General features: G+C 36.5%; 16 protein-coding genes. 15 read left to right on the top strand and 1 reads right to left on the bottom strand.

Annotated elements, in window-relative coordinates:
* Positions 1 to 18 precede the first annotated feature (18 nt).
* From JDW14_07865 to nusB, 8 genes are all read left to right on the top strand, one after another.
* Positions 19 to 363, top strand: coding sequence for a prepilin-type N-terminal cleavage/methylation domain-containing protein (locus tag JDW14_07865; GenBank protein QQD65201.1), 345 nt, complete (start codon positions 19 to 21; stop codon positions 361 to 363).
* Between the two features lie 28 nt (positions 364 to 391).
* Positions 392 to 775, top strand: a complete 384-nt coding sequence (locus JDW14_07860) for a hypothetical protein (GenBank protein ID QQD65200.1) — start codon at positions 392 to 394, stop codon at positions 773 to 775.
* On the top strand, positions 759 to 1094 hold the full coding sequence (locus tag JDW14_07855; protein ID QQD65199.1) for a hypothetical protein: 336 nt from the start codon (positions 759 to 761) through the stop codon (positions 1092 to 1094). The genes JDW14_07860 and JDW14_07855 overlap by 17 nt, the downstream gene beginning before the upstream one ends.
* Positions 1069 to 1488, top strand: a complete 420-nt coding sequence (locus tag JDW14_07850; GenBank protein ID QQD65198.1) for a ComGF family competence protein — start codon at positions 1069 to 1071, stop codon at positions 1486 to 1488. The genes JDW14_07855 and JDW14_07850 overlap by 26 nt, the downstream gene beginning before the upstream one ends.
* Positions 1481 to 2215: a hypothetical protein gene (locus tag JDW14_07845; protein ID QQD65197.1), complete on the top strand. Its 735-nt coding sequence runs from the start codon at positions 1481 to 1483 to the stop codon at positions 2213 to 2215. Before JDW14_07850 ends, JDW14_07845 begins: the two co-directional genes overlap by 8 nt.
* A 225-nt stretch (positions 2216 to 2440) precedes the next feature.
* On the top strand, positions 2441 to 3502 hold the full coding sequence (locus JDW14_07840) for an aminopeptidase P family protein (GenBank protein ID QQD65196.1): 1062 nt from the start codon (positions 2441 to 2443) through the stop codon (positions 3500 to 3502).
* Positions 3503 to 3531: 29 nt separating this feature from the next.
* A complete protein-coding gene (locus JDW14_07835; GenBank protein QQD65195.1) occupies positions 3532 to 3963 on the top strand; it encodes an Asp23/Gls24 family envelope stress response protein in 432 nt (143 codons plus the stop codon).
* Entirely contained in the window at positions 3941 to 4402 is a 462-nt protein-coding gene (gene nusB / locus JDW14_07830) for a transcription antitermination factor NusB (GenBank protein QQD66537.1), read from the top strand. Before JDW14_07835 ends, nusB begins: the two co-directional genes overlap by 23 nt.
* A gap of 156 nt (positions 4403 to 4558) precedes the next feature.
* Here nusB and JDW14_07825 read toward each other — a convergent pair whose 3' ends face one another.
* A complete protein-coding gene (locus JDW14_07825; GenBank protein QQD65194.1) occupies positions 4559 to 5521 on the bottom strand; it encodes an L-lactate dehydrogenase in 963 nt (320 codons plus the stop codon).
* A gap of 357 nt (positions 5522 to 5878) precedes the next feature.
* On the opposite strand from JDW14_07825, the gene JDW14_07820 reads away from it, so the two are divergent.
* The 7 genes from JDW14_07820 (at position 5879) to hpt (ending at position 13727) form a co-directional block, all read left to right on the top strand.
* Entirely contained in the window at positions 5879 to 6445 is a 567-nt protein-coding gene (locus tag JDW14_07820) for an aminoacyl-tRNA hydrolase (protein ID QQD65193.1), read from the top strand.
* 116 nt (positions 6446 to 6561) lie between these two features.
* Positions 6562 to 10098 (top strand): transcription-repair coupling factor, encoded by a 3537-nt coding sequence (gene mfd, locus JDW14_07815; protein ID QQD65192.1) that lies wholly within the window; start codon positions 6562 to 6564, stop codon positions 10096 to 10098.
* A 20-nt stretch (positions 10099 to 10118) separates the two neighbouring features.
* Positions 10119 to 10409 (top strand): RNA-binding S4 domain-containing protein, encoded by a 291-nt coding sequence (locus JDW14_07810; GenBank protein ID QQD65191.1) that lies wholly within the window; start codon positions 10119 to 10121, stop codon positions 10407 to 10409.
* Positions 10410 to 10567: 158 nt separating this feature from the next.
* Positions 10568 to 10918, top strand: coding sequence for a septum formation initiator family protein (locus tag JDW14_07805; GenBank protein ID QQD65190.1), 351 nt, complete (start codon positions 10568 to 10570; stop codon positions 10916 to 10918).
* A 48-nt stretch (positions 10919 to 10966) separates the two neighbouring features.
* Entirely contained in the window at positions 10967 to 11482 is a 516-nt protein-coding gene (locus JDW14_07800) for an RNA-binding protein S1 (protein QQD65189.1), read from the top strand.
* Positions 11483 to 11606: 124 nt separating this feature from the next.
* Positions 11607 to 13067 carry a tRNA lysidine(34) synthetase TilS gene (gene tilS / locus JDW14_07795; GenBank protein QQD65188.1) on the top strand — a complete coding sequence of 487 codons (1461 nt, stop codon included), beginning with the start codon at positions 11607 to 11609 and terminating at the stop codon, positions 13065 to 13067.
* 114 nt (positions 13068 to 13181) lie between these two features.
* Positions 13182 to 13727 carry a hypoxanthine phosphoribosyltransferase gene (gene hpt, locus JDW14_07790; GenBank protein ID QQD65187.1) on the top strand — a complete coding sequence of 182 codons (546 nt, stop codon included), beginning with the start codon at positions 13182 to 13184 and terminating at the stop codon, positions 13725 to 13727.
* The last annotated feature ends 33 nt before the right edge of the window (positions 13728 to 13760 follow it).

The raw sequence follows: 13760 nt of genomic DNA, 5'->3' as shown, positions 1-13760 counted from the left end.
AAAAGAAGGTGAAAATATATGCGAGAAAAATTACTCAGAAAATTGAATAGCATTAAGAATAAGCGAGGGTTTACTTTAATTGAAATGTTGATTGTCTTGATTATTGTTGCTTTGTTAATGGCGATTATTATTCCAAATGTCGCTGGACAACGAAATCGAATTGAAAAGCAAGCACGAGAAAATATTGCTGAAATTATTGAAACTCAAGTCAATACCTATAACTTAGTTGAAAGTACACAAGATGCGTCGTTAGCAAAATTAGTATCGGAAGGCTATATTACACAAAAGCAATCCGATGAAGCACAACGTCTATTAAAACTATCATCAGATACTGTGATTCAATTGCCGATAAATGTGGAATAGACGAAAAAATTGTGCAGGATTCACTTTAATGGAATGTTTAATCGTTTTGTTGATGATGAGCTTTGTATTGCTGATGATTGTTCGACTCCCTTTCCAATCATGGCAACAGAGCGTATCTGAGCGATTATTTATCGAAAAAGTGACGGCACAATTAAATTTAGCACAGCAAGAGGCAATTATTATGCAGCGGACACGGACAGTACGTTTTGAAGCAACGCAAAATCAAGTGACATTTAATGAAGTGCAATTTCCATTTCCACGTGGGTGGAAACTGTATACGAGTTATGAGTTTAATTATTTTGCCAATGGGCGTACAGACCAATTTAGTACGGTTTCGTTTTATTCAGATGCCGGCAAGAGAGTGCAGCTAGTGTTTCAATTAGGAAGTGGTAAATTTGAAGTTCGGCAATAAAGAAGGATTCAGTGCAACTGAGGCACTTGTTGGATTTTTATTGATGAGTATAATGCTAATGCTCTATATCCCTAGTTTTCAATCAGAGGTGGTGCGACTGTCACGATTACAAGATGAAATGACCCAATGGCAAGTCTTTTATGATTTGGTTAAATTGAAACTAGTAAAAGAAATTGAATCCGAGCAGCTGAGTAATCGGATTGCGTCATACAATTTGCAGTATGATGCTATTACGGAATTTGATTGTGACGAGATGCAATGTTGGATTTCCTTTGAGAATGGAGAGAAGCACCATGTTAGACTTGAAGCGATTGAATAGGAAAGGATTTATTTTGTGGGAAGCACTACTAGCATTGCTCATCATAAGTATGATGATACATAGCCTTTTTGTTGCACTGACGTCTTATCAGAAAATGCGGCAGTTAGAACTCGATAATCGCGCAGCTGATTGGGCACAATTAATGGTAGTGTTAGAACAAGAGTTAAAGCACTATACGGTTGAAAATGTCACTCCAACGCAAATTAATTTATTATCAGGGAAACAACCGTATCACATTGTGTTGCAAAATCATAAACTATTCAAGAAACCCGGTCATCAACCCTATGCTTATGATGTGAAAGATTGGTATGTATCGTATCAAAATTCTGTGATTGAAATTATCCTAACTTATCGTAATAACCAAACTTTTTCAGGAGTGATTCACCTTGAATAATAAGCGTGGAATGGCACTGCCGATTGTGATTGTTTTTCTGTTTTTAAGTCAATTACTCTATATGAGTTTATTATCCTATAATCAAATTCAAAGTCAACGGTATAAAAATTTTACGGCATATTACGAAAATCAAATTCAGTTTGCTTTAGCTAAACAGCTGTTAGCAGCTACTGATATTAACACAAAAATGGAAGAAGAATTAGATACTATCATTAAAAAGCAAACCGATTATTTTGCTCGATTACTCCCGATTGAGCAAGAATTGTATCGAACTAAACAAATGGTAGTTTATCAGACGAATGATAATGCCGTTGTACTAATGGCTCATCATCTCTATTTAGATGAACAGTTTCCAAAATCCTTACTCCCTTTAAGTGATTTTGTTTTGGATGGTGTGCTGTTAAAAGATGCTAAAAAGAAAATGATGAATGAAGAATTGATGCAAGAAGTAAATCGATTCATTACCACGATGCAAGAGAATCATTTACAAGAAAATATTAAACGAAAGAAACAACGTAATTTCCAGTACCGGATTCAAGTGGACAAGCTCCCTGTACAGCTATTCTACTTTGAAAATGGAACGGTCATGGTTGAACAACGATTAAATGAATGGCGCTTAAATTCGACAGTAAATGACTCAAGATTAACAGCTGTTGAAACACTCCCTAAACAAGCCTTTCAGTATTTAATTGAAAGCTATGCTTATTATTTTGAACTCCTTAACTGAGACAACTTTTAAAAACGATTATAACTTTCCTATGAATATCATGGGGAAGTTTTTGTTATAGTGCAACAATTTTAGGTGAGAAACTGGACAATAGCGACATTTTCGCAAAAGTTTGTTATAATGAAGAAAATGACTATGAGATTGAGTGGATTTAGATTGAAGTGTGTGGTCTAAATTAATCGGTTCGATTGAAATAGGGTCAAATGAGGCAAGGAGCGATAAGTAATGCAAAGAATTAATCGAGTACGTGAGCAATTATCAGCACAAGGGGCTCAAAGTATATTAGTAACTAATTTGAAAAATGTTTATTATTTAGCGTCATTTACAGGTTCAGCAGGGGCGGTCTTAGTAACGCCACAAAACCAATATTTTATTACAGATTTTCGCTATAATACACAAGCTCATGAACAAGCTAAAGGATTTACAGTGCGTATTCATAAAAATGGTGTGTATCAAGAAGTAGCAGCTATTTTAGAAGAAGAGCAGTTGTCTACTATTGCGATTGAGGCAGAAGATATGAATGTGTCAACTTATTTAGCTGTAAAAGAATTATTCCCAGCAGAGGTTATTGAAACGAGTTTATTAATCGAGAAGATTCGTGCGATTAAAGAGCCAGAAGAAATCGCTATTATTAAAGAAGCGTGTGAAATTACTGACCAAGCGTTTGAACATATTTTAACGTTCATTAAACCAGGTGTGACAGAGATTGAAGTTGCCAATGAATTAGAGCGTTTCTTAAAATCTAAAGGGGCATCTGAAATGTCATTCGATACCATTGTAGCCAGTGGAGTTCGCTCATCAATGCCACATGGGGTTGCTAGCGATAAAGTGATTGAAGACGGCGACATGATTACATTAGACTTCGGCTGTTACTATAAAGGATATAGTTCTGATATGACACGTACGATTGCCTTAGGTAGTGTGCACCCTAAATTAGAAGAAATTTATGCGATTGTTTTAGAGGCACATGAGCGTGTCAATCGTGCAGCTAAAGCGGGTATAACAGGTAAAGAAATGGACGCAATCGCTCGTGACTATATTACTGAAAAAGGTTATGGTGCAGAATTTGGACATAGTACAGGACATGGATTAGGATTGGACGTTCATGAGCAACCAGGTGTTAACTTCCGTAACAATGAGCCTTTAGAAGTTAATATGGTAGTGACCAATGAACCAGGTATTTATATTGAGGGCTTAGGTGGCGTTCGTATTGAAGATGATTTAGTGATTCAAGCAGACGGAGCGTATAGTTTAAACCGCAGTCCTAAGCATTTGATTGTATTATAAAATATTGAATAAAGCAGGAGGAAAATGATATGGCGAAACAAACATCAATTCCATTCGAAACACAACATGATAATCATTTGGGTGAAATTAATATTACGACAACGGTATTAGAAACGATTGCTGCCAAAGCAGCGACAAAAGTTGAGGGGATTTATAACACAAATTCTTCTTTCCAAAAAATTTCGGGCAGTTTCTTTAGCCTAGAGCGTGAAAAAATTGGGGCGAAAGTACGTCGTAATGAAACATCTATTTCGATTGATTTGGATATTCAAGTGAAATATGGTTATTCAGTACCAGAAGTTGCAATGCAAGTTCAATCACGCGTGAAAGAACAAATATTATTTATGACAGATTTAGTGATTGATGAAGTGAATGTGCATGTACTTTCGATTGAAACGGATAATGCACAAGCAGATTTCTTTCATTTAGATGATGAAAATGGTGACTCGCTTGAAAAATAAGTTAGTAAAACGACGCCAAGTGCGTGAAAAAGCTGTTCAGACATTGTTTCAATTGATTGAAGCACCAGAGTATTTGACCGTAGAAGTAGCAACTGCCTTTGCTTTGGAAGCTGGAAATGACCCAGATGCTGGTTTTGATGAGGTAGGCGATGCTTACTTATACGAAATCGTGAATGGTGTACTGGAACATCAAGAGGCGATTGACCGTGAAATTGAGTCCTTTTTATCAGATTGGACGATTGACCGTTTAGCGAAAATCGACTTAGTTGTCTTACGTGTAGCGTTCTATGAGTTGCTTTATGTCGACCGTGAATTAGTGCCAGCGAAAGTGGCAGTCAACGAGGCAATTGATTTAAGTAAATTATTCAGTGATGAAAAATCACGTCGCTTTGTCAGTGGTGTATTGTTAGAGTACTTGAATCAACATCAAGAAGCGTAACGGATTTTCATGTGTTTGCCAATCATTTTAAATGACAACAGAATTTATTGCAGCCTTTCTTACAGCCTTTCTTACCATTTCGGTAGGGGAGGCTGTTTTTGTGTATCAAAAATCCACATCTCTTATAGTTGTGGGAAAGAGATGTGGAGATAGTTATTAATTATTTAATAATGCAAAACCGTCGTTGATAACTTTTTTCAATGTTTTAGCAGATAAGTCCATACGTTCTGATTCGGCATCATTCAATGGGATTTCAATAACACTTTCGATACCATGGCGACCGATAACGGCTGGTGCTCCGATGAAAATATCTTCTTGTCCGTATTCACCGTCTAAATAAACTGACACTGGGAAAACGGCTTTGTTATCATCTAAGATTGCTTTACAAATGCTTGCTAAGGCAACGGCGATACCATAGTAAGTAGCACCTTTTTTCTCGATAATTTCATAAGCAGCGTCACGAACTTTAAAGAAGATGTTAACTAATTCTTCTTCGTCAACTTCAGGGTGACGTTTTACCCATTCAGCGATTTGTAAACCACCGATGTTTGCGTGTGACCATACTGGAAACTCTGTATCGCCATGTTCACCTAAAATATAGCCATGAACATTACGAGCGTCAACATTGATTAATTCAGCAATGCGTTGACGGAAACGAGCTGTATCTAATGATGTACCAGAACCGATAACACGTTCTTTAGGGAAACCAGAGAATTTCCATGTTGCATAAGTTAAGACATCTACTGGGTTAGCAGCGATTAAAAAGATACCGTTAAATCCAGAGTCTACAATTGATTTAATAATCCCTTTAAAGATATTTAAGTTTTTATGAACTAAATCTAAACGAGTTTCACCTGGTTTTTGAGCAGCTCCAGCAGTGATAACCACAATATCAGCGTCGTGGCAATCAGCGTATGTAGCAGCGTAGATTTTTTTAGGAGCTGTAAACGCTAAGGCGCTTGCTAAGTCTAGTGCGTCTCCCTCAGTTTTTTTAGCGTCAATATCGATAATTCCTAATTCACGACCGATATTTTGTGTGACTGTTGCAAAAGCGAAACTTGAACCGACAGCACCGTCACCAACTAAAATAATTTTACTTTTTGATAGTGTTTGTTGCATTTACACGACCTCCATTCATTTTTTAATAGTATAACACTAATTTTCGAAAAATGAAAGACTAATCTAGACAAAAAAACAGAGAATAAATTTTGAAAACGGTTGATAAAAACTGTATTAACAGGTTTTGTGCCAAGCGTTTTAAAATATTTTCTTGATAATTCGAATGTTAGGGATAATGAAACGTATTTAAAATTATAACAGTTTATTTATAAAATTATAACAGTTTTTAATCAAAGACATTTTACAGGTTATATGGTATAATACGAAAGATAAACAGAGTAGCGTGGTGATAGGGTGTGTTTGTTCTATCATTTATGGCAGTGTTAATAGAGATATAATTGAAATAAAGGTGAAAGAATGAAATTAATAATTGGATTAGGGAATCCTGGTGAAAAATATGCCCATACACGTCATAATGTGGGCTTTGATGTGGTAGATGAATTTTTAGCGAAACACCAATTATCGATGACTGATGAAAAGTTTCGTGCTGATTATTGTGTATGGCACCATAATGGTGAACGCATTTACTTTATGAAACCATACACTTATATGAATTTATCCGGAGAGGCTTTATTGCCGTTTATGAGTTATTTTGGTATCGGAATGGAAGATATATTAGTCATTTATGATGATTTAGATTTGACACCTGGTCGCATTCGTTTACGTCAAAATGGTAGTTCGGGTGGTCATAATGGGATTAAGAGTATTATTGAAATGCTTGGTAGCCAAGAATTTAATCGTATTAAAGTAGGTATCGGTCGTCCAAAACCAGGTTGGAAAGTAGTCGACCATGTGTTGCAAGTGTTTGATGAAGATGAACGTGCGACGATTAATCAAGCCATTGACAAAACAGTTGATGCGATTGAACATTGGATTGCTCAAGATGATTTTGTCTTAACGATGAATCAATATAATCAGAAATAAAGTAGTTTAATAAGTAAAAGACAATAGACAGAGTAAGAAACCTTGCGATGAGTATATTCGTAAGGTTGTTTCTTGTTTGGATTAGTATAATATGAAAATAAGGAGAAAATATCGGAATGATTGAACAATTAAATCAGTTACCTTTTCGAGAGGTAGTGACCGATTTACAAAAATATCTTAAACCTGAAATGAATCAGTTAGTAACAGGTATTGATGATAGTGCACGTGCTGTTTTGTGGGCACAATTATTTAAGGAGAATCCACGTCAATTATTAATCGTTGAGCCAGTCGCAACACGATTAACTCAATTAGTTGAGGATTTACAAGCATTATTGCCAGATGTACCGGTGTTGCATTTTGCAGTGGAAGAGTCAATGGCACTGGAATTTTCATTTGCGTCATTTGATAATCAGATGATGCGAGTAGAGTCGTTAGCAGCGTTAGCGAGTGGCGAACCATGTGTAATTATTACATCGGGATTAGGGTTGCGTAAACGTCTTACACCAGTGGAAGTATGGCGAAATGCTCAATTGAAATTGACGGTAGGAACAGATATTGAACGTTTTGAACTTGAAAAGCGTTTAGCGTATTTAGGTTATTCAAGACAAACAATGGTGCAATCGCCAGGTGAATACAGTATTCGAGGCAGTATTGTTGATTTCTATCCATTGAATTTGCCTTATCCGGTGCGGATTGATTTTTTTGATACGGAAATTGATTCGATGCGTTATTTCGATGCGGAAACACAGACTTCGATTGAAAATATTGAAGAAGTGCATGTTTTGCCAGTTATGGATTTATTATTCAGCTTAGACGAGCAACGCCGCTTGTTACCTAAACTGCGTGATGATTTAGCCAAACGAACGGCTAAAATGAGTGATGAATCATTGCAACAAGTGTCTAAGCGTCGAATGGGTGACCATTTAGATGCACTTATGGAGGGTGAGGTTCTTCATCATGCCACTGCTTACTTAGAATATATTGATGCGAAAGGGACAACTTTAATTGATTATTTAGCGAGTGACGGCTTACTCATCATTAATGAGTTAGACCGAGTGCATAATCGAGAACGTCAAGCATTTGATGAAGATAATTTTTGGATTGAGCAAGAAGTATTAAAAGGGGACTTAATGCCTGGGCTGTCAATTAAATTATCAGCTATTGATGCGATTAAGCATGCTCAACAAGCGAAAGTGTATTGTTCTGTTATCCAAAAAGGTTTAGGTAACTTAACCTTTAAGGCGATTCATCATGTGCATTTTCGTAGTATGAATCAATTTTTCAATCAAATGCCAGTTGTTAAAGCTGAAATTGACCATTGGTTGCAACAAAATCATAGTATTCAAGTTGTTGCACCGACATTGGAAGAGGCTCGTAAAATTATTCGTATCTTTGAAGAAAATGAGATTACCCCAGTGATACTGCAAGAGTCAAGTCAACCGATTGAAAAAGTAGTCAATGTGGTTGTTGGTCAGCTGTCCAATGGGTTTGAATTACCTTTGATGAAATGGGTTGTTTTGACTGAGAAAGAGTTGTTTAATCAAGTTAAAAAACGAGTTGCTCGACAACAAAATTTATCGAATGCAGAACGAATTAAGAGCTATAATGAATTGGAAATCGGCGATTATGTCGTGCATATTAATCATGGGATTGGGAAATACACTGGAATTGATACAATTGAAATCAACGGTGTTCACCGTGATATGCTAGCTATTGTGTATCAAGATAATGCACGTATTTTAATTCCAGTAGACCAAATTCAATTGCTACAAAAATATGTAGCGTCCGAGTCAAAAAAACCGAAATTAAATAAATTAGGAACGAGCGACTGGGCGAAAACGAAACGAAAAATTGCCACTAAAATTGAAGATATTGCCGATGAATTAATTGAGTTATATGCGAAACGTGAGAGCCAACGTGGTTATGCATTTTCGAAAGATACACCTGAACAAGAATTATTTGAGAAAGCATTTGCCTATGCAGAAACGGATGACCAATTGCGAAGTGCACAAGAAATAAAAGCCGATATGGAAAAAATTCGTCCAATGGATCGTTTGCTTGTTGGTGATGTGGGATATGGTAAGACGGAAGTGGCGATGCGAGCAGCATTTAAAGCTGTAATGGACGGTAAACAAGTTGCGTTCCTTGTGCCGACTACGATTTTAGCACAACAACACTATAATTCATTGGTGGAGCGCTTTGCTGATTTTCCTGTGAAGATAGGATTATTAAGTCGTTTTGTATCGAAGAAAAAACAAGAAGAAACGCTTGAAAAATTGGCACTAGGGCAGATTGATATTGTAGTCGGAACGCACCGAGTTTTATCGAAAGACATTACTTTTTCAGATTTAGGATTATTGGTTGTCGATGAAGAACAACGCTTTGGTGTGCGTCATAAAGAACGGTTAAAACAATTAAAATCTCAAGTCGACGTGTTAACATTGACGGCAACGCCGATTCCACGAACTTTACATATGTCGATGATTGGTGTGCGTGACTTATCAGTAATTGAAACACCACCGAATAATCGTTTCCCTGTTCAAACGTATGTTATGGAACGTAATGACGGTGCGATAAAATCAGCTATTGAACGTGAATTAGCACGTGGTGGGCAATGTTTCTACCTATATAATCGAGTAGCAACGATTGAACAACGTGCCAATGAAATTGCTGATCTTGTACCCGACGCACGAATTGCGATTGCACATGGTCAAATGACAGAAGTGCAATTGGAAACCATTTTGATTGATTTTATTCAAGGGGTTTACGATGTGTTGGTAACCACCACGATTATTGAAACAGGGGTAGATATTCCGAATGCTAACACCTTGTTTATTGATATGGCAGACCATATGGGCTTATCGACATTGTATCAGTTGCGTGGTCGTGTTGGACGGACGAATCGTGTGGCCTATGCCTATTTAATGTACGAGCCATTTAAACAATTGAGTGAAGTCAGCGAAAAACGTCTACAAGCGATTCAAGAATTTACCGAGTTAGGTTCTGGATTTAAAATTGCGATGCGTGATTTGTCCATTCGTGGTGCAGGAAACTTATTAGGTAAGCAGCAGTCTGGATTTATTGATTCGGTCGGATTTGATTTATACTCTCAAATGTTAAAAGAAGCCGTCGATATGAAACGTGGTCTATCTCGACATAAAGATAGTGCTGCCTCCGATTCGATTGAGTGGGATTTATTGGTAGATGCCTATATTCCGTCATCATATATCGAAGATGAACGTCAGAAGATTGCTGTCTATAAAGCGATTCAACATATTGAATCGGAAGAAAATTATCGTCAAGTGCAAGACCAATTGATTGACCGTTTTGGTGAATTTCCAGATGAAGTCGCTGATTTATTAGAGATTGCTTTAATTAAATATTATGGTCTATCTGCTGGTATTATTCGCATTAAGCAAAAAGCAGACAAAGTCTTTGTTGATTTCAATGACAAAATGACGGCTAAATTGCAAGGAGTTAAAATTTTTGAAGCGATGCAAGATATACCGGTGAAAATGCAAGTGGCAGTTAATGAAGGTGAGCTACGAGTTGGTTTTAACATTAAAGGATTGGCTGCAGATCAGTGGTTAAATTATTTGAAACAATTTGCACGCAATATTCAAACGATGAATCAAGCAGAAGTTACCAATTAAATAGAAAGGAAACGATATACATGAGATTAGATAAATTTTTAAAAGTATCACGTTTAATTAAACGTCGTACAGTGGCAAAAGAAGTAGCAGACCAAGGACGTATTACAATTAATGGAACAGTGGGAAAATCAAGCAGTACCGTTAAAGTTGGCGATGAATTAACGATTCGTTTTGGTAATCGTTTATTAACAGTGGAAATTTCAGCGATTCAAGATACAACGAAAAAAGCAGAGGCAGCTGATTTATACAAAATCATTGCTGAAGAACGTCTTGAATCAAAAGTTGAAGATAAAGATGAATTTTTAGCTTAATGCTTGTAGCATTTGATATAAGAGATTCTTATTGTTAGCTGATAGTGAGTATGCAATATCAAACCGAATATTTGAAAAAAATAGACACTATTTCACAGTTTTTCATAGCAATTCATGGGATAGGGTGGTATACTCAATCTGTATGAGAGGTGAAGCAAATGAAACATAATAGGGAAAATTATACGGCACAGTCTCAACAGAAAAAACGTAAAGGTGTTAGTAAAATCGTCTTATTATTTTGTTTATTCATCATTGGTGTTTCAAGCTGGTCTTTGTGGCAAGTGATTGAAAAAAAAGAAGAAGTGATGATGCAACTTGCACAAGCGCAAATTGATAATAAGCAAGCAGTTGAAAAGAATCGGCAAGCACAACAAGAATATCAACAGGCGCAAGATGAAGATTATTTAGCTCAGGTAGCACGTAGGGATTATTATTATTCGAAGCCTGGGGAAGTTATTTTTGACTTTGGTAAGGAAGTTAAAACGACAAGTAACGAAGAAGACAATTGAGATGAACACAGACGAAAGGTCTGAATTTTAAGGAGGAACTAAGTATTTATGTCAATTGAAGTAGGTCAAAAACTGTCAGGGAAGGTTACTGGGATTACACATTTTGGAGCTTTCATTGAATTGCCAGAAAAACAATCAGGATTGGTTCATATTAGTGAAGTATCCGACGGATTCGTTAAGGATATTAATACGGTATTAACAGTTGGACAAGAAGTTGAAGTCAAAGTATTATCTGTGGCAGAGGACGGAAAAGTAAGTTTATCGATTCGTCAAGCTGTTGATAAACCAGTTGAAAATCGTCCGGCACGTCCACAAACAAGACGTCCTTTCGATAAAAAAGAGCAAGGCGAACAAGAACCACGTTTTGCGAAACGTAATGACATGAATAAAACTTCCCACCGACCAAGTAATCCAAATGCTAGCTCAGCTAGTTCATCTATTCGTTCAAACACTGATTTTGACCAATTGATGAGCAATTTTTTGAAGGACAGTGAGGACCGCTTAACTTCACTTAAACGTAATACTGAAGGGAAACGTGGAGGACGTGGGGGACGTCGCAGTTAGTATTAACTTTCAAAGTTTAAGGCATTCAAACGTGAAAAATTAATGTTATAACGTCATACCGTTTTTTGCCATAAAAAAGGCAGGAAACGGGTGACGTTTTTTGTATAGAAATGAGGTGAAGTAAGTGGAAAAATTTATTCAACGAATCAATCAACAATTAGAACAATGGAATGAATGGATTACGAGTAATACGATTCTATTGGCTATTTCAGGTGGGGTAGACTCGACTGTATTACTTGATGTAATGGTTGAAATTAATGCACAACTAAAAGAACCGAAGCGTTTAATTGTGGCACACTTTAATCATAATTTAAGACAATTGAGCAGCCGAGATGCTGAGTTTGTTAAGCAAATAGCTGAAACACATGGATTAATTTATTACTCACATAATTGGGCGAATCCTGCGAGTAAAAATATTGAAGCGAATGCTCGAGATGCTCGATATGCGTTTTTTGCTGAAATTATCGAACGTGAAGCAGTGGATATATTGATGACAGGACATCACTTGAATGATTTGGCTGAAACGGTGATGATGCGTATGATTCGTGGGACATCGCTTCGAGGATTGCGTGGAATAGAGCCTAATTATCGTCGTTTATTAATGACGACTGAAAAACGAGCGGTACATGTGCAAATGATGCGTCCCTTTTTAAAGATTAGCAAAGAAGAAATTCAACAATATGCACAGGAACGTGGCATTCAATTTATTGAAGATGAAACGAATCAAGATGATAAGTTTTTAAGAAATCGTGTGCGACAACGTTTGTTGCCACTATTCATGGAAGAAAATCCGAATTTTTTAGTTAATATGCTCGCCTTGCAAGAACAATTACAAGCGAGTTATCGTGTCCATTATGCCAGCTATTTACAGGAAGAGCCGATGTTGTTGATGTATTCGCAAGCATATAAGTGGGTACTCTATGTACCAGCATTTTCAGAATTGGGAGTAGATAAACGGCGTGTGTATCTTACTTTGTTCTTTGAAGAACGATTAGTTGAAGACATTCCAACTTATACCCGAGAAGCAATTGATAGAGTTGACCAATTGATTGTTAATGACCGACTACCGAATAGTACGTTTCAATTGAGTGAGGGCTGGGTAGCTCGGCGAGAATATGATTTTATTTATATTCACCCGAAAGAAATGCAAGATATGACACAGGTTGATTTTAATATTCATATCAACCAATTAAATCATTGGCATAATTTAAGCGAAACAGAATTGGTGGGCTTATTTGATGAACGGTATTTTTCAACAGCTGAATTGCTTGAAATGCCGTATGCGTTAAGATTATATTTAAAACCACATCAATTACGTGGGTTTTATTTACGACATCGTAATGAGGGTGACCGATTAGAATTGAATGACGGCAAAGGGAATGTATTTCATAAAAAAGTCAGTCGCTATATGATTGACCAAAAAATACCGATGTCGGAGCGAGAGCAATTATGGCTCTTGTGCGATAAAAAGCATGAAGTCATTTCAATTGTAGGGCATATCGCATCAAAACATTATCGCAATCGTCACCCACAAGCTCAGTGTTATGTATTTTTGTATCGCAAATTGCAAGACTATTCAAATTGAATATGTTAAAATAACAATTATGACAGAAAACATAAAGGGTAGGTGAAGAGGTGTTTGATTGAGAACACTAATTTCATCTGATATGAACGTAAAAGAATAAGAAGGGACGTTATTATGTTAGAAAAAGATATTGAACGTGTCGTTATAACACGTGAAGAAATCCAAGAAGCAGCCGTAAGATTAGGAAAACAATTAACCGAAGATTACCATGACAAAGATGTATTAGTAGTCGGTATTTTACGTGGTGCGGCACTTTTTATGATGGATATTATTCGTGAAATGGATTGCTACTTAGAAATTGATTTTATGGACGTATCAAGTTACCATGGTGGCACATCATCATCAGGTGAAGTGAAAATTATTAAGGATTTAGATACTGCCGTTGAAGGACGTCATATTTTAATTATTGAAGATATTATCGATACAGGTCGTACATTGCGTTATATTATCGACTTATTGAAATATCGTAAAGCAGCATCTGTTAAGGTTTGTACTTTAACGGATAAGCCAGAAGCACGTGTTGAAAAAGATGTTTATGCAGATTATGTTGGTATTGAAGTGCCGAATGAATTTTTAGTAGGATATGGTTTAGATTATCAACAAAAATATCGTAATTTACCATACATCGGTGTATTAAAACCCGAAGTATATACATCGTAATCGTCATTTTATGATGTGAATGAACAATCATTA

The sequence above is a fragment of the Aerococcaceae bacterium zg-252 genome (assembly GCA_016237705.1).
In the GTDB taxonomy this organism is placed as follows: domain Bacteria; phylum Bacillota; class Bacilli; order Lactobacillales; family Aerococcaceae; genus Globicatella; species Globicatella yangjingiae.
The sequence above is the reverse complement of the archived record's forward strand: the minus strand, read 5'-3'. Positions and strand labels throughout refer to the sequence as shown.